Origin of the sequence: Paenibacillus phyllosphaerae (assembly GCF_014192105.1) — a bacterium.
GTDB classification, from domain to species: domain Bacteria; phylum Bacillota; class Bacilli; order Paenibacillales; family Paenibacillaceae; genus Paenibacillus_Z; species Paenibacillus_Z phyllosphaerae.
This window is the reverse complement of the sequence record NZ_JACHXK010000003.1, coordinates 173,559-195,431: the sequence shown is the minus strand read 5'-3', so window position 1 is coordinate 195,431 and position 21,873 is coordinate 173,559. Positions and strand designations below refer to the sequence as shown.

Annotated in this window: 13 protein-coding genes; all 13 read right to left on the bottom strand. The window is 57.8% G+C overall.

Annotation, left to right across the window (positions count from 1 at the left end):
• Positions 1 to 176: 176 nt before the first annotated feature.
• Positions 177 to 608 (bottom strand): L-fucose mutarotase, encoded by a 432-nt coding sequence (fucU, locus tag FHS18_RS08530; protein WP_183599020.1) that lies wholly within the window; start codon positions 606 to 608, stop codon positions 177 to 179.
• Positions 608 to 3,247 carry a transglutaminase domain-containing protein gene (locus FHS18_RS08525; RefSeq protein WP_183599018.1) on the bottom strand — a complete coding sequence of 880 codons (2,640 nt, stop codon included), beginning with the start codon at positions 3,245 to 3,247 and terminating at the stop codon, positions 608 to 610. Before FHS18_RS08525 ends, fucU begins: the two co-directional genes overlap by 1 nt.
• Entirely contained in the window at positions 3,244 to 4,281 is a 1,038-nt protein-coding gene (locus FHS18_RS08520) for a carbohydrate-binding family 9-like protein (RefSeq protein WP_183599016.1), read from the bottom strand. Before FHS18_RS08520 ends, FHS18_RS08525 begins: the two co-directional genes overlap by 4 nt.
• 15 nt (positions 4,282 to 4,296) lie before the next feature.
• On the bottom strand, positions 4,297 to 5,616 hold the full coding sequence (locus FHS18_RS08515) for a glycoside hydrolase family 125 protein (protein ID WP_183599014.1): 1,320 nt from the start codon (positions 5,614 to 5,616) through the stop codon (positions 4,297 to 4,299).
• Positions 5,617 to 5,631: 15 nt separating this feature from the next.
• Entirely contained in the window at positions 5,632 to 7,038 is a 1,407-nt protein-coding gene (locus FHS18_RS08510) for an alpha-L-fucosidase (protein ID WP_183599012.1), read from the bottom strand.
• A 34-nt stretch (positions 7,039 to 7,072) separates the two neighbouring features.
• Positions 7,073 to 10,183, bottom strand: coding sequence for an alpha-mannosidase (locus FHS18_RS08505; protein ID WP_183599010.1), 3,111 nt, complete (start codon positions 10,181 to 10,183; stop codon positions 7,073 to 7,075).
• Positions 10,184 to 10,186: 3 nt separating this feature from the next.
• Positions 10,187 to 12,493 (bottom strand): glycoside hydrolase family 3 N-terminal domain-containing protein, encoded by a 2,307-nt coding sequence (locus FHS18_RS08500; RefSeq protein ID WP_183599008.1) that lies wholly within the window; start codon positions 12,491 to 12,493, stop codon positions 10,187 to 10,189.
• 84 nt (positions 12,494 to 12,577) lie between these two features.
• Positions 12,578 to 14,230, bottom strand: a complete 1,653-nt coding sequence (locus FHS18_RS08495) for a type 2 periplasmic-binding domain-containing protein (RefSeq protein WP_183599006.1) — start codon at positions 14,228 to 14,230, stop codon at positions 12,578 to 12,580.
• A 190-nt stretch (positions 14,231 to 14,420) separates the two neighbouring features.
• A complete protein-coding gene (locus FHS18_RS08490) occupies positions 14,421 to 15,320 on the bottom strand; it encodes a carbohydrate ABC transporter permease (RefSeq protein WP_183599004.1) in 900 nt (299 codons plus the stop codon).
• 15 nt (positions 15,321 to 15,335) lie between these two features.
• Positions 15,336 to 16,241, bottom strand: a complete 906-nt coding sequence (locus FHS18_RS08485; RefSeq protein ID WP_183599002.1) for an ABC transporter permease — start codon at positions 16,239 to 16,241, stop codon at positions 15,336 to 15,338.
• Positions 16,242 to 16,968: 727 nt separating this feature from the next.
• Entirely contained in the window at positions 16,969 to 19,212 is a 2,244-nt protein-coding gene (locus FHS18_RS08480; RefSeq protein WP_183599000.1) for an AraC family transcriptional regulator, read from the bottom strand.
• 275 nt (positions 19,213 to 19,487) lie between these two features.
• Entirely contained in the window at positions 19,488 to 20,501 is a 1,014-nt protein-coding gene (locus tag FHS18_RS08475) for a sialidase family protein (RefSeq protein ID WP_183598998.1), read from the bottom strand.
• A complete protein-coding gene (locus FHS18_RS08470) occupies positions 20,498 to 21,766 on the bottom strand; it encodes an alpha-L-fucosidase (RefSeq protein ID WP_183598996.1) in 1,269 nt (422 codons plus the stop codon). Before FHS18_RS08470 ends, FHS18_RS08475 begins: the two co-directional genes overlap by 4 nt.
• Positions 21,767 to 21,873: the final 107 nt, after the last annotated feature.

Here is a 21,873-nt window from a genome sequence, read left to right as displayed (position 1 = left end):
GGCAATAGTTCCAATTTCACGTAGTACCTCCTGCAAATTTCGACAATACACGCCGACATCCCTTTTTAGTCAGCATGGGGAATAAATCAATGGCCTATCTTTTCGGGCGGGCATGTTCACCCATGCCAAAAAACCGCAGAACGAATCTGCGGTTCAGACAAGATCGGATCGTCTCCTTACGGGATAATGACGCCTTTCTTCAAAATAATATTCGCGTATTGCGCGCGTTCGCCCGTCGCGACGATCGCGTAAGCGGACTTGGCCCGCTCGTAGAAGTCGTAACGCTCCAAGCGTTCATCGGCAGCCCGCATGCCGCAACGCTCTTCGATGATCTCGGCATAGCGCTGCCAGATTGGCGTATCGACCGGGTCGCCCGGGACGACGTCCATGAGCGTAACCGGCTTGGCCGTATACTTATCGAGCGGGAATAACCGGAGGATGCCATCGAGCAGCTCGGGAATCGGCATGCCGGGGCATCGGATCAGCCGGTGCGCCAGGCGGGCAGCCGGGAAGTTCGCATCCGCGAGGAGCAGCTCGTCGCCGTGGCCCATCTCGGCTAAGATACGCAGCAGCTCCGGGGATATAAGGGGGGAAATACCGATCAGCATTACGAATCTCCTCCTAAGTTCTGTTCCAATTGCGTGCACGCTTGCAGCGCTTCCTTCCCCGTCCCGATCTTATAGCCAGAAGCGCTATAGCGAATACGACGCTGCGCATCCAGCACGACCACGTGCGGGAAGCCCGCTTCGCTTGCTGTCGCCTGGGAGAAGATCGGCGGCAGCGCGTCTCCGTCACGGCTTCGTAAGAATAGCGCATTGGCTGGCAGCTTCGGATATTGGGCGGGATCGAATGAAGATGTCCGTTCGTCATCGCCGATGATCAGCAAGATCGGCAGCCCCTGCTCGGACAAAGGCTCAGCTAGTTCGCTTAGTTCCCGCAGCAGATGTTTCGTCGGTTCCCGCTCCGGTTCGAGCCAAGCCGCGATTAGGGCTCTGCTGCCGGCGAGCTGACCGAAGTCCGCCGTTGTCCCATCGAGCAGCGTCAGCGGCTCGGCCAGCCCGACGGTCCCGAGCACGGGCAGAGTCGTCTTCGCGCTGCGGAACGTGAGCGGGACGTCAGTTGTCTGCCCGGCGTTTACGGTAAAATACGTCAGCCGCGCCAGGACAGCTCCGTCCGGCAATCGTATGCCCGATACTAGGCGATAATCGCCCGGTTCCGCTTCGAATGACTGCGCATAGACATCATGCTTGCCGAATGGATCGAGCAGCGTCTTATAGGCACCGTTCTCCAGTCTGGCTACGGTGAAGTTCTCCGCATAGGATGGCGCCGGAGGTGCTGCCCCCGTACCCGGGTCAGGCAGCATGCGGATCGTTCCCCAACGGTCGTTGCCTTCCGCGGCACGTCCTGTCGCATCGAACGTAGCATCTTCCCATATGCCGTGCTGCCAATATTGCGGCTTAAGCTCGCTCGGATGCAGTCTAGCCGGTATGCCGAGGCTCCGGCAAACCGCCACGAACAGGATATGCAGGGACGTCTCATCACCGCCCATCAACTCGTACGTACCGATCGGATTGCCTCTTCCCTTCAAGTTCGGGAGATCCTCCCAATAGGCGTACTGCTTCTCGAGCCGGCGGGCAAGCTCGTTCGGCGCAGAGCGGAAGGCTTCGATCTCCGCCTCCGTGAAGGAAGATCGGAATCGCTGCCTGTACGGAACGATCTTCTCGTAGAGTACGCGCGGACGGAGCACGGACGTGGTGAATATCTCCTCGGGAAGGCCGTCTTTATGTGCCAGAGCGCCGACGAGATGGTCGTTCAGCGTCTCCATCCAGGTATCGATCAAGTCCTTCTCGTTCATGGACTCGAGCAAACGGAGCGGCCATTCTCCATATGCCGCGGTGTTTGCCTCAAGGAAAGCGGCGATCTCGCGGCTGTTGCCTCGCGCCTTCTGCAGCGCCTCCCATACCCGTTGCGGGGGAAGCCCTGCACGATTCGCAAGCTCCAGAGCCTGCTTCTCGTCCATGAAGGTCGCTTCATAGGCCGACCGTATCGCAGTTCCCTCTTCCAGCCGTTCATTATGGCGTTCGATGGCCGATTCGGACAGCGGTGCAGCGGCGCTGCCTTCCGTCTCGGGCGGCGGCACCAGCTCCAGATCGACCGATTGCGCAGGCTGAGCCGACTCGGCAATGATGATCTCGACACGTTCGCCGCTTGAAGCCGGGCAGACGCACTCCCCCCACCGGCCTTCATGCACGGCACGGATCAGGAGATCGCCGTAGCCCGTCTTGAAGACCGCTTCCCCTTGCTCGTTCGCCGGCAGAGCCGCGATCGGATAGAACTCCGCCATATTATAGAGCTCGAACCGGACTAAGGCTCCGCTGACCGGATTCCCTTGCTCATCCTTCACATGGACGGTAATCGTCCGCGTCCGCGCATAGTTCTCGAGCAGATTGATCTCGGTGAACCATTCATCGGCCAGCGTAACGTCTTCCGGTCCGCCGTAATTCCCGCTGATCCGGGTATTGATCAGCATCGCCCGCCTCGCCGGCGGGCTGAACCAGCCGACATTCAGTCTCGCTTCCGGCTCGCAGGCGCCGAAGTAGTACCACTGCCCGTCGGCCCAAGCCTCAACCCACGCATGGTTATCGTCGCAATGCGCCCAGCGCGGCGTGTACACCTGCCTCGCCGGGATCCCGATGCTGCGCAGCGCCGCGACCGCGAGCGTCGACTCTTCGCCGCACCGGCCGCGCGCGTTCCGGATCATGGACAGCGGCGATAAAGTCCGGAGATCGCTGCCGATATAAGTTGCCCGTTCATGGCACCAGTAGTTGGTCTCGAGAATCGCATCCTCCATCGACAGTTTGCTCGTTCGCTGCGCCAGTTCAGCGTGCAGGATACCGCGAGCATCCTCGATGTTCTCCGTATTGACCCGGTAGGGCAGGACGAAATGCAGGAAGAGATCATCCGGTACCCGCTCCCCCCACGGCATCGCCTTGCGAATCTTAAGCGTCTGGCGGACATGGCTTAGGAACAGCTCGCCGTCGTAATCGGCCAAGTCGTTGACCGGCATATAAGCGAACATGAATTTGAGCGACCACGTTTCTTCCGCGGTGAGTTCCTCTTGTTGAAAAATACCGAACAGCTGCCGCTCCCTTCGGTGCGCAAGCCGCCGTTTCTCCTGGAATTTGCGCTCGATTACGTCCATCACTTCTGCGTCTAGCGAGAATACGTCAGGGTGCTTCGTCGTCATTCCATCGGCTCCTTCCATAACAGGCCGTCTTCCCGGATATGATACATGGCCGTACCGTCCGCAGACGGAGCGGATATCTGGAACAATCCCCGCGTCACTTCGACCGCCGGCTCCATGCTCCATTCGCCATCTCCCATCAGCTTCCCTGCTTCGCCACAGAACGCGCCTTGGGTCTCGTAATAGTTACGCTGGCGGTAATAGAGCTTGCGCAGCTCCCACTTGATTCGTTCATCGGGCGGCAGCTCGAAGGGTTGCGCACCGGCTTCCTCTTGGCCCGCGAACACCACGTAGCCCCACAGCTCGGGATAATGCATGTTGACGATGCCCATCGGCGACCAGACCCAGTTGTCCTCCGGGTAAGGCTTGCCCGTTTGCGGATTCATGACCTTGCGATACTTTCCGTCTTGCACTTCCGTCCGCCATTCGACGCGGGAGAAATTGATGCGCCAGAACTCGCCCGGGAGCGGCGGCCGTTTCTCGTAGGCGCACTCCTTCAAGGCAGCCCATGGCATCGCAACCTCAAGGGTCCACTTCCGGTTGTCCGCGAGCGGATTGTTCAACTCGCCATCGATATGTATCGCGGTGCGAAGCCCCGCGATATCCCAGCCGTTCACCGGCGGGCCGCCGTCGCGGTAAGGCTTCACGAGCAGCAGATCCCAGACGGTATTCAGCGCATTGATCTCGAACTCGTAATAGTTGTGCGAATCGCCATCCGGATCGATGAAGATCTCGAAGTCGTTATCATAGAAGATGACCGAGTCGCGCTCGGTCAGCGTCGCCCAGATTTGATCTTCGATCAGCTCGGCGGCAAAATAGAAGCAGTCGTCGTCCCACAGCATTTTGACCCGCGTCCGCTTCGCCGGCCGCGGCCGTAGATCGCCTTCGATATCGACGAAATCCTCCGTCCATTCGGCTGCATCCCAGAACGGTTTGTCCACCCGTCCATCCAGCTCGAGCGAACTCTCCGCCCGGTTGCACCGATAATGCTTCGGCGCATAGGCGATATTCGGTTCCGGCACGCCGCTTCGGTTCATTTCGCTTCCTCCCGCCTATATAATCTCATCTTCCATGGCCTCATAGACCAATCTCGCGAACAGGCTGTTCGACCAGGCGAACCACGATCTCGTGAACCGCGACGGGTCGTCGGCATGGAAACCTTCGTGCATATAGCCGGTATCCGCGTCGGACGCTTCTAGCATCGCGATCATCGCTAACTTCTCTTCCTTCGTCGTTGCCGTCAACCCTTGCATGGACAGCGCCATCGGCCAAATATACTTCTCCGGCGTATGGGGACTTCCGATCCCCCGGGCCGCAGTCCCCTCGTAGTAGAACGGATTCTCCTTCGAGAGCGCGAACCGTCTCGTATTCTGATAGATCGGATCTTCCGCGCTTACGTAACCGAGATACGGGATGGACAGCAGCCCCGGCGTGCCCGCGTCATCCATCAGGCAGTGGTTGCCGTAGCCGTCCGTCTCGTACGCATAGATCGGGCCGAATTCGGGATGGCGATAGATGCCGTACAGCTTGATGCCATGCTCGATGTCCGCCGCGAGCGTCTTCAGCTCTTTTACCAATGCCTGGTCGCGGAATATCCACTCGGCGAACTCCTGCATATGGCGCAGCGCGACAACGGCAAACATATTCCCCGGGATGTTATAGTGAAAATCGCACGCATCGTCGCTCGATCGGAAGCCGGACCAGACCATCCCGGTGTAGTTGACCGGCATGCCCAGGCCGTTGTTGCCGAGCGTATCCTCGCGAATCCCGCTGTCGCGTTGGAACCGGTACGGCGACGATTCGAAGTGCCGCTGCTCGGTCTTGAATACGTCCACGATCAGGCGCATCGTCTGCTTGAACCCGGCATCGAAGATGTCGGTAAGTCCCGTCTCTCGCCAATACGCGTACGCCAGCCGCACCGGGAAGCAGAGGGAGTCGATCTCGAATTTGCGCTCCCACACCCATGCCGACATGTCCGTCTCATCGGCCGCGTTCCAATGCCAATCATTCTCCGATTCGTTAAAAGCGTTCGCATACGGATCAATACGAATATACTGCATCTGCCGCTTAATAAGTCCCGAGAGAATGCGCTGCAATTGCGGATCGTCCTTTGCCAGCGGCACATAGTGCATCACTTGCTCGACGGAGTCGCGCAGCCATGAGGCCGGAATATCCCCCGTGATGATGAACGTCGTGCCGTCGTCCATTAACTTCGCGGTCGTCTCGAGCGTGTTCGGGAAGCAATTCGCGAACAGCCGCGCAAGCTTCGGTCGATGGGCCAGTTTCTCCTTAGCCTCTTGCAGGACGCGCTGAACGGATTCCGGCAGCGGAAGGGGAGGGATGCTGATCTTCGGTAAGTTGAACGATTCCATTCGTGCTGCTCTCCTTTACTTGGATGTCGCGGTCAGTCGGAACACATGCGCGATCGGGGCCTGCTTATGCGGCTGACGCTCCGAATCCGGCAGGCGAATCGCGATTCCTTGTTCCGTCTTACGGAATTCAAGTCCCGCAGGTCCGCCGACCAGATCGATCCGGCTGCATTCGCCCGCAATCGGAAGCTCGATCTCCTCCGGCACCGTCTCCTGCTCATCCTTGTATAGGTAGAAGGCATAGACCGTATCTTCTTTTCGCGTAAAATGGTACCGCCCCGCGGAGTAAGGCTCGCAGGTTCGCGTGCCATAGATCGCTTCGCCATGGATCTTCAGCCACTCGCCCATCCCCTTCATGCGGGAGATGGCCGTGCGGGACAGCCGGCCGTCCGGCTGCGGCGCGACGTTAAGCGCCAGATTGCCGCCTTTGGCCACGATTTCGACGAGCAGATGAATGAGCTGCCGCACCGTCTTGTAGTTGTCCTCATAGCGGAACGAGAACGCCGATCCCATCGTGATGCAGCTCTCCCACGGGACATGGAGCGCCCGCTCGGGCAGCGTCTGCTCGGGCGTGATCAGATTCTCGTAAGGCCCGCCGACCGTCCGGTCCGCCGCGAGCAGCCAAGGCTGAACCTGACGAGCTTTATCGACCGCTTCTCCGATCCGGACATTCTGCTCGCGGTAATCGTTGACCCATCCGGCATCCAGCCAGAGCACGTCGATCCGCCCGTATTTGGTCATCAGCTCCATAATCTGTTCGTGCGTGAACTGGACGAATTTCTCCCACAGCCACGGATAAGCCTTCGGATCATAAGTCGGCCCGCGCGAGGTCGTCGTGCCGGCCTGCATGCCCGGCGCCCAATAGTAAGGCGTATGCCAGTCGGCCTTGGAGAAGTAAGCCGAGATGCCTAGCCCCCTCGCCCGGAAAGCCTCGAACAGCTGCTTCGTAATGTCCGCGTATTTGTGCGTATGGAACGGGCAATCCGAGCCCGTAACGCGATAGTCCGTCGTGCGCGTGTCCCACATGCAGAACCCGTCGTGATGCTTGGTCGTGAAGTTCAGATAGCGGAACCCGTTCTCCGCGGCTAGATCGGCCCACAGTTCCGGCTGGAAGCGGAGCGGATTGAACGTCTTGTTCAGCGCAAAATACTGCCGCTTCAGCTCCTCGGCATCGATGTCCCAATCGATCTCGTTGCGCGACCACTCCTCGTCGACGTCGCTAAGCGCCCATGATTCCACCAGTCCAAGCTGGGAGTACGGGCCCCAGTGCATCATGAGGCCCAGCTTCTGATCCTGGAACCATTCGAGACGTTCGAGCAGGAGCGGGTCCTCCGGCTTGACCCACTTCTCCTCGCTGCTGTAATTATGGACGCCTTGCTCCACGATGGGTTCATGTTCAGCGTCGATCATTTTGCTTTCGCTCATGCTATTACCTCCCTGGTCGTCCTCTGTGATCGGTTTACTCGCAACGAATCGATAACACCTCGAACGGCTTGAACACCAGCTGGACCTCGCCGTCCTTCACATCCAGCTCCTTAAGTTCGTCTTCCAGCAGGTTCACGATCCATGAGCGGCTTGGCTGCCCTGGCAGTCGCAGCGTGACGCGATCGCGGCTGCCCGAGGATTCGTATAAGCGGACGATCGTGCCCGTCCCCTTCTCCGCCGGTTTCACCGTATCGAGCACGACCGATCGGCTCTGTAGTCCGATCAACGACTGCGTGCCCGGGAGTTTGCGCTCGTCATTGGCCCCTTCTGGGACGCGGAGCGCAGTCGCGGGATGGTTCAGTTCGATCGCGCTGCGCACCACTTGCGCGCCGCGCCAATCCAGCTCATGCGGCAAGATGGAATACGTGAAAGCATGCTCTCCTTGGTCTGCGGTCGCATCCGGCCACTTTGGCGCGCGCAGCAGCGAAAGGCGCATCGTCTGTCCCTTGATGTCGTAGCCGTACTTGCAGTCGTTCAACAGGCTGACCCCGTAATCGCCTTCGGACAGATCCGCCCAGCGGTGGCCGCACACTTCGTACTGCGCCTGCTCCCAGCTCGTATTCGTATGCGTCGGCCGCTCCAAGGCGCCGAACGGAATCTCGTAGGTCGCTTTAGCCGCCGCCAGATCAAGCGGGAAGGCGACCTTCAGCAGCTTATGTTTCTCGTGCCACTGCACGCTGGTGTTGAAATCGACTCGGCCCGTATGGTGATGCAGCACCATATCCTGCTGGATGGAAGAGTCGCTCAGTTGCCATTCGAACCGCAGAATGTCGGCCGTCTCTCCCTGCAGGACGACTTCCTTGTTCACCAGCACGACCGATGCGGCGCGCTGCCCGTCGAAGCGCGGATCGATGTCCCAAGCATCCCAGGAGAGCGGCCGATCATGGAACAGCTGCAGCTCGTTCGCGGCCGCGCCTTCTGGCAGCAGCTCGCGTTCCGCCGCTTTGTCGAACCAGCGCACGATCTCGCCGCGCTCGTTGAATGCGAGCACGTAACGGATCGTTTCCCACGAGTCGCCGAGACTCGCCGGCACATCCGCCGCTGGCTCCTCTGACGGACGAAGCCAAATCGTCGTGTAGCCGAAAGCAGGCTGATCCGGAACCGTCACCAACAACGTACGGCTTGCCGCGTCAGGACCTCCGCCGCGACGCACATCGCTCGGCAGCCTCTTTCCTTCCGAGTCGTAAGCTGCCATTCGCGCAAGCTCAGCTCCGCCTTCGATCGCAACGGTATCGGTCCGCTCCCAGCCAAGACCGTTGAAGACGACATACGGGATCCCGTCGCCATCCGCTTGCACCCGCGCAGCCAATGCTTGAATCGAATGCTCCAGCGTTCCGCGGCCGATCGCGAATACTTCCTCGTATTCTTCGCGAGACGTCTCGTACGTCTCGGTAATGGCCGTGCCCGGAATAATATCGTGGAACTGGTTGAGCAGCATCAGCTCCCAGCCCTGCCGCAGCGCGGATTTCGCCGCCGATTCATCGATATATGGCTTGGCGAGACTGCTCCAGATTTCCGCTTCGCGGTACAATACCTCCGCTTTGCGGTTGTTCCGCTTGTTGCGCGCATGCGTCGTATAGGTCCCGCGGTGAAGCTCCAGATAGAGGTCGCCGTGCCATTTCGGTAGCTCTTCCTGCTTGCGGCCGACTTGCTCGAAGAACGCGGCAGCGGTGCTGAACCGGCTCTCCGGCAGTCCCGTCATCAGATTCGACCGCTGCACCAATTCCACCATCTCGCGCGTAACCCCGCCTCCGCCGTCGCCATGTCCGTACAGCAGCATCAGCTCATCGAGCTGTTCCTTGTGCCGGTACGACTGCCAATGCTCATGCACATCCTTCGGCTTCGTATGCTCGTTCAGGCCATGGTTCAAATACGAGACAACGGACGTACCGTCGATGCCGACCCAATGGAACAGCTCGTACGGGAATCGGTTCGTGTCGTTCCAATTGAGCTTCGTCGTCATGAAGTAGTCCACGTCGGCCAGCTTCAGCAGCTGCGGGAGCGACGCGCAGTACCCGAACGTATCGGGCAGCCATTCGATGTGCGACCGCTTGCCGAACTCCTGCTCGTAGAACAGCTGGCCGTAAAGCATCTGGCGGACGAGAGACTCGCCGCTCGGAATATTGAGATCCGGCTCGACCCACATTCCCCCGACGAGCTCCCAGCGTCCCTCGGCGACCCGGGCCTTGATCTTCTCGTACAGCTCCGGATCGTTCCGCTTGGCGAATTCATAGAGCAGCGGCTGGCTTTGGGAATAGACGAAGTCCGGATATTCCTCCATCAGCGACGTCATCGTCGAGAACGTGCGGCTTACCTTGCGGACCGTCTCGCGTACCGGCCACAGCCAGGCGATATCGATATGCGATTGCCCGACCATATGCATGAGCCCGTTCGACCGCTGATTCGGCGTAAGCGCAGCTGCCTGTTCGATAAGACGCGCTTCAACGGCCCGGAGGGATTCTTCGTCCGTCCATCGTTCATCCGGCCATAGCTGCATCTCATCCATTGCCGCATAGAGATACTCCGTCAGCTTAAGCCGATTCATATCTTGTTCTGGCAGCAGCAGCATCGACTCGTATGCGGCCTGCACGCTGTACAGCAAGCTCTGCAGCGGCGCGTTCACCTGCACGAGCCGCAGCCGGATATGGGTTACCGGAGGGTTAATCGTCGATTGCGCATTCAGCGGATCGACCGGTTCCGGAATCGGGTCATATAGCTCGATCTCGAGCAGCGGTTCGCTGCCGACGCCTTCCAAGTAAAGCGGCACGAACGGGTGGTTGCGGTCCAGGCCTTGATACGATCTGCCGTTCACCCGCAGCAATCCTTCGCCGCCGCCTTCGGCCAGCAGCCCGATCGGATGTCCGGACCATTCGGCGGGCAGCTCCACCTGTTTCTTCAGGAAATAGGTAATGCCGTGTTTGGCATCGAGCTGTCCGCACTCATCGAGCGTGTACGTTCGCGGGTCGAATTCGTACTCGCCCGGCCGTATGTAACGGGATTTGCGCATCTCCCAATCTGCGAGAGGTATGGACGCCAGCCATTGCCGGCTCGTTAATTGCTTTACGAAACGTAAAATCCGGTACATCGTTTATGCCTCCTCTTGTACGAACAGCGGCACGCTCAGCACGTCGCTCGCGTTCCTGCCCACCATGATGCCGAATTCGCCCGGCTCGACGACGGCTTCCAGCTGCCGGTTGATCAGCTGCAGCTCCTCCTTCGCTACCATGAACGTCACGGTACGGGACTCGCCAGGCTCAAGATGAATTTTGCGGAAACCCTTGAGTTCCTTGCCCGGTCTCGTGACGGAGCTGACTTTGTCGGATAGGTAGAGCTGCACGACCTCGCTGCCTGCCGCCGTTCCGGTATTGGTCACGTCCACCAGCACGGTCGCGGTCCCATCAGGGGCGATCGTCTGCCGAAACACCTGCAAGTTGTCGTACTCGAATGTCGTGTAGCTAAGCCCGTAACCGAACGGATAGCGCGGCTGAACGTCCATCTCCAGATACCGCTTGCCCCTGCTGCGCTTGCCGTTGTAGTAGACAGGAAGCTGACCGACGTCCTTCGGTACGGACACCGTCAATCTGCCGGAAGGGTTGCAGTCGCCGAACAGAATATCCGCGAGCGCATGGCCGCCCTCCTGTCCGGGATACCAAGCCTCCAGAATGGCATGCGCATGCTCGTCGATCCACGGTTCCACGACGGGACGGCCGTTCATGTAGACGACGATGACCGGTTTGCCCAACGCATGCAGTCGCTGCGCCAGTTCAAGCTGTACGCCGAGCAGGTGAAGTCCGGTGCGGTCGATCCCTTCCCCGCACTCCATATCGCTCCAGGCATGATCGCTTACGACCGAAGCGCCCGTGCGCAGGTCGATCGTGCCTTCGCCGAAGTCGCGGGCGCTCGATCCGCCGAGCGCGAGCACGATCACATCCGCCTGCTCGGCCGCGGCAAGCGCCGTATCGAAGCCTTCCCGCGAATCGCCTTTGATCCGGCACCCGGGCGCATAGAGAACCCGTGCCCCGGCAACGTCGCCAAGCTTGGCGCGGATGCCGTCCAGCAGCGTTGCCACTTGTTCGCGCGGCTGAGGAGACGTGTAGTCGCCCAGCTGATTGTAGACGTTGTTCGCGTTCGGGCCGATGACCGCGATTGTACCGGTGTTTTTAGCGAGCGGCAGCGTATCGGATTCATTTTTGAGCAAAATGATGCCTTCGCGCGCAAGCTCTCTGGCCAGCTCCTTATGTTCCGGGCAGCCAATGATCGTCTTCGCCCGCTCCGGGTCGACGTAAGGGCGTTCGAATAATCCAAGCTCGAACTTCGCCTTCAGAATGCGTCCTGCCGCAAGGTCAAGGTTCGCTTCCGTAACCAAGCCTTTGTCGACGGCCGCCCGTAGATGCTTGCCGAACATCTCCCCGGACATCTCCATATCGACGCCCGCCTGCAGCGACATGACCGCCGCATCTTCGCCGTCCTTGGCCACATCGTGGCCCCAAGCCAGCATATTGATCGCGCCGCAGTCGGTAATGACGAATCCGTCGAAGCCCCATTGCTCGCGCAGCAGCTCGTTCAACAACTCGTCGCTTGCCGTGCAAGGCACGCCGTCGATTTCGTTGTACGCCGTCATGATGGACTTGGCGCCCGCTTCGACCGCCTTGCGGAAGGGAAGCAGATCGTTCGTATGCAGCTCCCGGAGCCCCATATGGGCCGGTGCGGCATTGCGTCCCCCTTCCGTGCTGCCGTAAGCGACAAAATGCTTCAGCGTCGCGATGACCGTATCGTCCCGGTCCAATCCTTCGCCCTGGAGTCCTTGCACGGAGGCTTCGGCCATCTCGGCGATCAGGTAAGGATCTTCACCGAAGCATTCCTCCGTTCGTCCCCAACGGGGATCGCGGACGACGTCCAGCACCGGCGAATAGGTTGCGGCTCCGCCTTGGCTCCGCGTCTCGGCCGCTACCGCTTCGCACATTCGGCGATACAGATCGACGTTCCACGTACTCCCGAGCAGCAGCGGTACCGGGAACACCGTCGAGCCGATCGCCATATGGCCGTGCGAGCACTCTTCGCCGAACAGGATCGGGATCCCGAGGCGGGAGTGTTCGATCGCGTAGCGCTGGATTTCGTTTATGGCTCTGGCCCCCTCTTCAGGGGTGAGGCCGTTCTCCAACGTCACTTCGGTCCACGGATCCGCGCGCAGCACGCCGTAGAGCGAACCGACGCCGCCCTCATCTACTTGCGCCCGGAACGCTTCATCCAGCAGAATCGTCCCGTCCGGCTGCTTATGGTACGTCTTCCATCCGAAAGGCTGGATCAGCTGGCCGATTTTCTCCTCGATCGTCATCAAGGACAGCAGCTGTGCCGTCCGCTCCTCCGAATTCAGCAATACATCGGTATGGCTCATTCTTTTCGCTCCTTATCCATGCCCTATATAAAGCAGAAGGAAGTAAACCTTGTAGGGTATACTTCCTTCCCGTTCATGCACGGTTTATTGTTTTGCGATCGCCGCTTGGTAGATCTCGATGTATTTGGCCAGATTGAGACCGTCGAAGCCTTTGACGTAAGCATCCCAATCCTTCTCGATATCTTTGTTGCCGATGATGAATTGCGCCATGTTGGACATGACATAGTCTTTGATCGCCGTCGTCAGCTGTGCGGCCGCATCCGTATCTTCAGGGCGGATATACGCCGTCGATGGGTATACTTCTTTCGGTGCGTATGCCGTGTACGCGCTAGTCGCGTCTGCCAGGCGTTTCTCGTAGCCTTTGCCGCTCAGCGGATCTTGCGCCGTCGCGAACAGATCGCGGAATTCCTTGGACAGGTCCTTCGGTCCGAGCAAGGACCAGCTGTCGTTTCGGACGACGTTCTCGTCTTGCGGCTTCAGGTTCTCGAACGTGTATTTCGCGGCGCCGCCGCTGACGTTCTTCTCGTCCGCCCCTGCCATGTTCCAACCGATGCCTTCGGTCGGGCCGTATTCGCTGTAGAGCGAGCCTTCTTCGCTGAACGCGTAGTCGACGATCTTCATCGCCGCGATCTGCTGCGCTTCGCTCGCTTTGTTCGTGATGGCGAACGCGAATTCGCTCAGACCCATCGATGTGCCGGCAAGCTGGACGCCATTCGGTCCTTTGAGCGGCGGTACGATGACCCAATGCTTCTGGCGCTCGTTGTTATCGTCATACGTATCGACCAGGTAGCTGAGCAGCGCCGTCGTAATCGAGCCGACGATCTCTTCGCCTTCGCGTTTGCCCAATTGGCTGACCGCTTGGTCGTTCTGCGTGAAGGAAGCCGGATCGATCAACCCTTCGCTGTACAGCTTATGCATGTACGTCAGGCCTTCCTTCCACTCCGGCTTATTCGCCGCGAAGTCGACCTTGCCATTCGTCATCGTGAGGTATTTGCTGTTATCGTTATAGATAAAAGCGTTCATCAGGAAAGCGTCCACGTTGCCGTTCCAGACCGATTTGTCCGGCGCGCCGGTCAGCGGAATTTCGTCGGCTTTGCCGTTGCCGTTCGGATCCTGCGTCTTGAATGCCTTAAGGACGGTATACAGCTCATCCGTCGTGGTCGGGATGGCGAGGCCTACTTTATCCAGCCATTCCTTGTTGATCCAGAACTTCTGGGCATGTGTACAGTGATAACATTCGTTCAGGCGCGGGATGCCGTAAATATTGCCGTCCGGCGAAACCATCGCTTCCTTCAAGTATGGCTTCTTCTCCATCATCGCCTTCAGGTTCGGCGCATACTGGTCGATCAGATCGTTCAGCGGCAGCAAGACGCCTTGCTTGCCGTAAGTGACCAGGTCCGCGTTCGAGAACTTGCCCTCGAGGAACACTTCCGGATAGTCGCCGCTTGCCAGCAGCAGCTGTCTGCGGTCATTCAGCGCATCGGTCGGCGCCAAGTCCCACTTGATCTTCACATTGAATTTTTCTTCGACCAGCTTCGTGTAGTCGTTGTCTTCGAGCGGTGCCTTCCCTTGCGGCGCGAAGAACGTCACTTCGACCGGTCCCGCACTCTCCGATGCCTCGCCGCCGTTCGTAGCGGAAGCGCCGTTCTCTTCGGTGTTGCCGCCGCCGGAACAGGCAGACAGCATGATGCTGCTTATCAATACAACCATCAGCGAAACCCACAATGATTTTTTCAAATGGACCCCTCCCAAATGATTCGTTATCCGTATGGTGCAGCCGTATCCGTAACCTATGCCTTCTGGCTGATTGGTCTGCGTTCATGGTCCAAAGACCAAGAATGCAGCATTCAGCGATCGTCATGCCTCCCTAATGAAGCTCGGGCATTCCCCCTCTCAAGCGGTTAACCTCTTGCAATAGGATCGTTGGTTAGCCTTTAAGCGAACCGATCATGACCCCTTTCACGAAATGCCGTTGCACGAACGGGTAAATGATGAGTACCGGTACGCATGCGACGACGATGAGCGCATACTTCAGTACTTGTTCGAACCCTTGGTCGCGGAGCGTTGCCGCCGTGCCTGCCAGCATCTCCGGGTCAGCCGAGTTCAGAATGAGCAGATTCCGCAGGACGTATTGCAGCGGGAACAGGTGCTCCGATCTCAAGTAAATCAAGGCATCGAAGTAGGCGTTCCAATGTCCGACCGCATACATGAGCGTCATGACGGCGAGGATCGGCTTGGACAGCGGCAGGACGATGCTGATCAGATAGCGTGTATCTCTGCATCCGTCGATGCTGGCCGCTTCTTGCAGTTCGATCGGGATCGAACTCTGGAAGAACGTTCTTGCGATAATCACTTGGAAAATCGAGAATGCGCCGGGCAGCCAAAGCGCCCACCTCGTATCGAGCATGTGCAGCTCTTTGACGAGCAGATACGTCGGGATCAACCCGCCGTCGAAGAACATCGTGATCATCATCAGGATCATGATGATTTTGCGTGCGCCGAAACCTTTTTGCGATAACGGGAAGGCTAGCAGCACGGTGAAGAGGACATTGATGAGCGTCCCGATTACGGTGTAGACAATACTATTATAAAAGCCAAGCATCAGCTGTGAGCTGTTAAAGATCGACTTGTACGCCTTAAATGACAGCTCGACCGGGAACAGCCATACCTGGCCGGAGACCACCGCCTTCGGGGAACTCATCGACGAACTGAAGATGTACACGAGCGGATACAGCACCGTCAGCATGATCGCAGTGAGCAGCAGATAGATGATGATGAGCAGCACGCGGTCGCCGAACGGCTCTTTGATCCGATTTTTGCTAAACATAGGCCACCGCCTCCTCTACCATAAGCTTGTCTGCGAAACCCGACGTGCGATGAAATTGACCGATAGCAGCAGGATCAGGTTAATGACCGAATTGAACAGTCCGACCGCCGATGAGAAGCTGAAGTTCGCCCCGAGCAGGCCGACCTTGTACACATACGTCGAGATGACTTCGGAAGAGCTGACGTTCAGCGGATTCTGCATGAGATAGATTTTCTCGAACCCGACGCCCATCACGCTGCCCAGGCTAAGAATGAGCATGATGACGGTGACCGGGATCAAGGCCGGCAGATCAATATGAATGATTTTCTGCAGGCGGGATGCGCCATCCATCCGGGCCGCTTCGTACAGGGAAGGATCGACGCTCGCCAATGCCGCGATATAGATGATGGACGCATACCCCATCTCCTGCCAGACGCCCGACCAGACGTAGATCGATTTGAAATATTCCGGCACGCCCATGAAGTTCGTCGTCGGCAACCCCAAGAACGTCATCACGCGTTCCACCACGCCGACATGCGGTGTCAGCATCAGGATAATGATCGATACCATGACGACCGTGGAGATAAAATGCGGCGCGTACGTCACCATCTGCACCGACTTCTTGAAGAAGCCCGTCCGAATTTCGTTCAGCGCGAGCGCCAGCAAGATCGGAACCGGGAACCCGGCCAGCAGCGAGTAGAAACTGATGGTGATCGTGTTCTTGATGAGCAGCCAGAAATTCGGGGAATCAAAGAACGTCTGGAAGTGTTTGAAGCCTACCCACTCGCTGCCCCAGATTCCTTTAATGACGTTGAAATCTTTGAACGCGATCTGAACGCCGACCATCGGGATATACTTGAAGATCAGCAGATAGAGCACCGGGAGCAGCACCAGCAAGTATAACTCCCAGCTCCGTCTCATGTTGAGCCATGCTTTGCTCATAGGCAGTTCTCCTTATATAGTTTCTGCCGCCACGCCCTGTCGTTACAAGCTGCCTTGTTGCTTCGGTCGCCGCGGGGCTTGAAATACAAGGAAAAGAGGCATTAGCCGTTTCACCTTGTGTCGGTTTCGTAAACCCATCGTAGCCTGCTCCCGCTTTCTCCTTCAATTTGTAAGATTCGCAAGACGTTGCATTTTTCGCGGAACCCAGATTTGGCGCGGGTTTGAAGGTGAAATATGACGCGGGTATGCATAATTCTACGGGGTGCTTTTTTCCTTGTTACCTCCTCTAATTCCCCTCCAGAGGAGGGGACCCCAAGGGCTGCCGCCCTTTGGAATCCCATTTTTTTCGCCTCCCCCATGCCCCCTCCGCGGATGGTGTTATAACAGTTCATTTGAAGGACTGCGCCCTTTAGACCAGTCTTTTTCCCTCGCCCCTTCCCCCTCCGCCGAGGGGAACCAAGGGCCACAGCCCTTTGGATACCCGTAATCGGCGTGGTCCGGGACGAGGCCGTCGTTGATCTGTCCTTTCGTTGGCGGCCCGCTTTTGTCCATCTGGACAAAGCTCTGTGTTCGCGCTTCGTTCGTTCCGTTGTGCCTTAGGAGGAGACCTGTATGTTGTGCGCTTGATGCGTACGGTGAGCGATCCGTCGCTTGCGTCCACTTCGTGGACCCGCTTTTGTTTTAAAACAAAAAATCCTTATGCCCCGTCCGGGGCATAAGGATTGAATTACGAAGTGCGCGCTTGCGCCTGCGCTGCTTGCACCGCCTGCCTGCGGAAATCGCTTGGCGAGACGCCGACGTTGTTTTTGAACGCGCGGTTGAACGAGTTGTAATTATAATAGCCGACGCCGAGGCTGATTTCCTGCAGCGAGCTTGCGGTCTCGAGCAGCTTGCGCTTGGCGTTATGCATGCGCAGTCCGATCAGGAAGTCGACGAAGTTCTCGCCAAACTCGTCCTTGAACAGCTTGCTGATGTTCTTGGCGTTCAGGTCGAATATTTCGCTTAGGTATTCCAGCGACAAGTCCGGATTGGCGTAGTGTTCCTCGATGAAGCTGCGGATCTCGACGACGACGCTGCGGCTGCGGCTGCATTCCCGGAGCGTCTGCATCGCCGCCGAGGCTTGTTCATAAATTCGGCTGCAGCCCTCTTGCAGCTCCTCGACCGTTTCCCACTGTTTCTCGAGCTCGCTAAGTCCGTTCTCCATGTCCCGCCATAGATTGCGGTATTCCTTGGACAACTCTTGGAACAAGCGGTTCACGTGCTGGAAGAGGAACTGGAGCAGACTGTCGATCTCCTTGCGCGTACAGACTGATGCCCGAATTTGACGGAATAGATCGTCCAGATGCTTGTTCCAGTTCGGATCGGACGAACGCAGCGCCTGCGCGAACGCGTGGATCGTATTGAAGTACTCCAGGTTCCGCTCGAGAGGACGTACGACATCCTCCGGCGCAATCAAGCGGCCGGTGCCGAGAAGGGCTTTGTACTGCAACAGATTACAGGCTTTCTCGTAGACGTTCCGAATCTCCTCGAGCGTGTCGGCGCCGCCCTCCTGACCGATCGTCACGGTGAAGCTTAAGTTATGGTTCACCCAATTGACGATCGTTCCGGCGATCAGCCCCCGGATCTCCCGCATGTTCCTGTCGCCGCCCGGCACCCAGACGATCGCCGTCAATTGGCGGTCGGTCGTCCACTCCGCCCATACCGATGCCTCGTGCTGCGATACGGTTTCTTGTACGATGCTCGAGAGCAGAAACTTGAAGATCGACTGGTCGTGCCCCGTATTGGACGCGATGAAAGCCTGATAGCGGTCGATCTCCAGCACTTGCACGAATGCGCGCATCCCTTCGACATCCAGCTTGTATTGCTGCAGGTCGGATCTCCACTTCTGTTCCGTCACCGGAACATTGCCATCCAGCGCTTCATGGAAGCGGTGCTTCTTTTGCAGAATCGCATGCTCGGCATTCTGCTGCTTCACCTTGCGCGTCTCGTCCATGAGATGCTCAAGCGCGCTGTGAATGAAGCCGAGTTCATTCTTGTCTTCCTTATCCTCGGCATCCGCCTGGATCAGGGAACTGGTCTTAATGAGCGAGACGAGCTGACCGATCGGTTTATAATTGCGCTTGGTCACGTATATAACCCAGACAACGCCGAACAACACAGCAGCGATCGCCAAGATAATCCACACATTATAAAGCCCGAGCGTCAACCGTACGAATCCCTTCTCGATCGGCCCGCTCTCGACTTGCCAGCCCGTGTATGGCGAGATGTAGTTCGAGAACACTTCCTTCGTCTCCGCGCTGTCCGCTTCCCCGCCGAGCAGATTCATGCCTGCGCCATCCAGCAGCCGGACGTAACTCGTATCGGTGCTGTACATTTGGGTGATCGATTGCGTAAGCTTCTCCAAGCCGACGTTGACGACGAAGAAACCCTTCGTATTGTCCGTATAGTAAGGCACAGGCTGCACGAACGTGACGACCTCGACGCCGGCCACGTCCGGGTACGACTTATAGGCGCGTTTGCCCGTCCACTTGGTCGCTGCTTTCTTCTGTGCATATTGTTCGATAAGTGGCTTATCCGGGAATTCGTTAAGCGCGGCGGAACCGTCCCCAAGCACGAGACCGTCTTTCATCCGCACAAAATAGATCGAATCGATGATCGGATAACTGAATTTCAGATCTTCCATCACTTGAATCGCTTTAATATTCCCATAGACGTCGATCTTGTCATGATTGAAGAAGGCACTGACGTCCGGTTCGGTGAGAATTTCGTTAATGACGCGGTAACTGATCGACTTCAGCGAGTTGTCCGTGAAGTGTACGACCTGCTGCGCCAGGAATTCGTTCGCTTTGATTGCATCTTTGCGATTCTGCTCATTCAAGGTTTGAAAAAAGACGACGAAAAGAATGGTCGTCACGACGAAAAATACGGGGAGGTACGATAATAGAAGCTTGCGGAACCACTTTCTGTTCATAGGCACCTCCCTTTCCCGTTCGCATGTTTGTTAGGTGAAACGGTTAACGCAGTGCTTTAAGCGGCGATGCGAGTTTCATTCCGAAGAATGCCAGGCTACAGAATACCATGAACTTCGTACGTATAAGGTTCCAAACAGAAGCCGACAGGCGTCAGCTTCTGTTACACTATACTTCCATGTTAGCGGTAAAGGGATGGAAATTCAACGATTTTACGTATTTCCTGCTTAAGAAGCGACTATTTGGGCAACAAGTCCTATCTCTGCATGCCCGTTGTTCAGCGCGTAAGCTTCAGATGGTAGAAAGCGATCCGTTCCCGTCGCCAAGTGTATGTAATCAACAGCTCATCGCCGCAAGCGATAACAGCCGGATAGGAATATTCGCCCGGCTCATCTTCCAGCACGAATTCCTCGCCCCACGTCATCCCGTTATCGGATGAAAAGCAGACGGCAAGCGGGGTTCGCGGCGAATCGGTCGTATATCCGCTGATCGGGTTAAAGACGAGCGCGAGCAGGCCGCTGTCCGTCAAGACGGCATCGATCCCGCTGTTATTGTTCGGCAGCACCGTCCTATAAGCCATCCCCCACGTAAGACCTGAATCTTCCGAATCGCTGCGGTAAATGAAACCTTCGGTGCTCCGCAGCAGCATATGGACACGCGAGCCGCCGCTCGTCCATAGCGTCGGCTGAATGAGTCCCTTGGAAGGTCCATGTTCGGTTCCGACCAACGAGCGATCGTCCATCGGCACCATTTCGCTGCGCATCCACGTCCGGCCTTCATCAGGGCTTCTGTCGACGAACGCTTCCCAGATTTCTTTGCCCGGCTCATCTGCAAGGCGCCGTTCCACGGAAGCTGGCGCGATCCATGTGCCATCTTGAAGCCGGATCGGCTTGTTGCGTACGGGTCCGCGTCCGCCGATATCGCCAGGAACGAGCTCGCGCGGCGCCGTCCATGTTCGCCCGCCGTCTTCGGATTGCATGATCCGCGTATGCCAGGCGGGAATCTCAACGCCGACCTTGTAGAACAGCCAAACACGCTCCCCTTCCGCGTAGAGTACCGGATTCCAATGTGCCACGCCTTCCTCATCCGCTATCTTATAGGGCTTCGACCAGTTCCCTTCATGGCGGTGCGACATCCAGATCGCGACATCGCTTGCCTTCTCGTAAGCGCCGCCGAACCAGGCAGCCAGCACCTTCCCGCCCGGCAAGACGACGAGCGTGGAAGCGTGGCAGCTCGGGAACGGCCTTTCATCCTCGAAACTGTATTGCTTCGCGAATACGCTGACCTTCAATTTTCGTTCGCCCCCTTGAATGCATCGATGCTAACGCAGTGTATGGCAAACGAACGAATCTGCGGTACGTCCGCGCTTTTCGTAATGCGCAAGCGTATCTGCCTGGCGCCAATCGGATCGAACGTATCGATCTTCTTATGGCCGATCGCGCTGCCCGCGGCAATCGTGGCCCACTGGCCGTCAATCTCCGCTTCAAGGACGTATTCGTGCACACGCTCTCCGTGTTCGAGCTGTTCCATCAGAATGATTTGGTCGATTAGCGTCTCCTCCGCCAGCTGGATGATAAGCTGATGGCCGGTGCCTTTGGTTTCGGCAATCGGCGGGCCTGTGAACCTCCGCCTGACTTCATCGCCGAATTCAATTGCCCGGGCAATTTCCTCGTCCGGCAGCAATCCACGGTCGTCCGGTGCCAGGTTCAGCAGCAAGGTGGCTCCATGACCGACACTGCGTCTGTACATATCCGTCAGCTCTTCGACCGTGCGGAGCGGCACTTGATCGTTCGGGTGCCAGAACCAGTGGTTGCCCCGGATCGGGACCGGACATTCCGCGGGCACCCAGGCCGGCGTCTCCGGCAGCCAAGCCGTCATCTCATTGGTGAACATGCTGACGCGCGCGGCTTCGGACGTATTCCAGCATGGATAAGGCGCGACGCCTTCTTCGTTCCCGACCCAGCGCACCGTCGGCGCCCCCATATTGAACACCATGGCGTCCGGTTGGTGCTCCCTCACAAGGCTCATAATTCGCGGCCAATCATACTGTCGACCTTCCGAGCCAGCACCGTCGAACCAAATTTCCACCAAAGGACCATAACCGGTAAGAAGCTCGGTCAATTGCGTACAGTAAACGTCGTCGTAGGCTTGCGGGTCCGGATATCGGGGGTCGTGACGATCCCATGGCGAGAGGTAGATGCCGAACTTCATTCCCTCTGCACGGCAAGCCTCCGCGCATTCGCGCACGACATCGCCCCGCCCGTTCTTCCACGGGCTGGACTTGACCGAATAATCGGTGGTCTTCGTCGGCCATAAGCAGAATCCGTCATGGTGCTTGGCGGTCAGCATCAAGTAGTTCATGCCTGCCCGCTTGGCCGTCTTCACCCATTGCGCGGCATCGAGCATGCTCGGATTGAAAACCGCCGGTGAATCGCTCCCGTCGCCCCATTCCCGGTTATGGTAGGTGTTCAGTCCAAAATGGCAGAACATGCCTAGCTCCAAGTCCTGCCAGGCAAGCTGCTGGCGGGTAGGCCTCGCCAATACAGGGGTATTCATGATTCGTGCCTCCTCTCGATTTTCCATGAGAATAAATGCACTTGCCGTTATACGCAATTGGATTTTTTCGGGAAGTACACTTTTTTCCGCACGGGAGCCATTTGCGG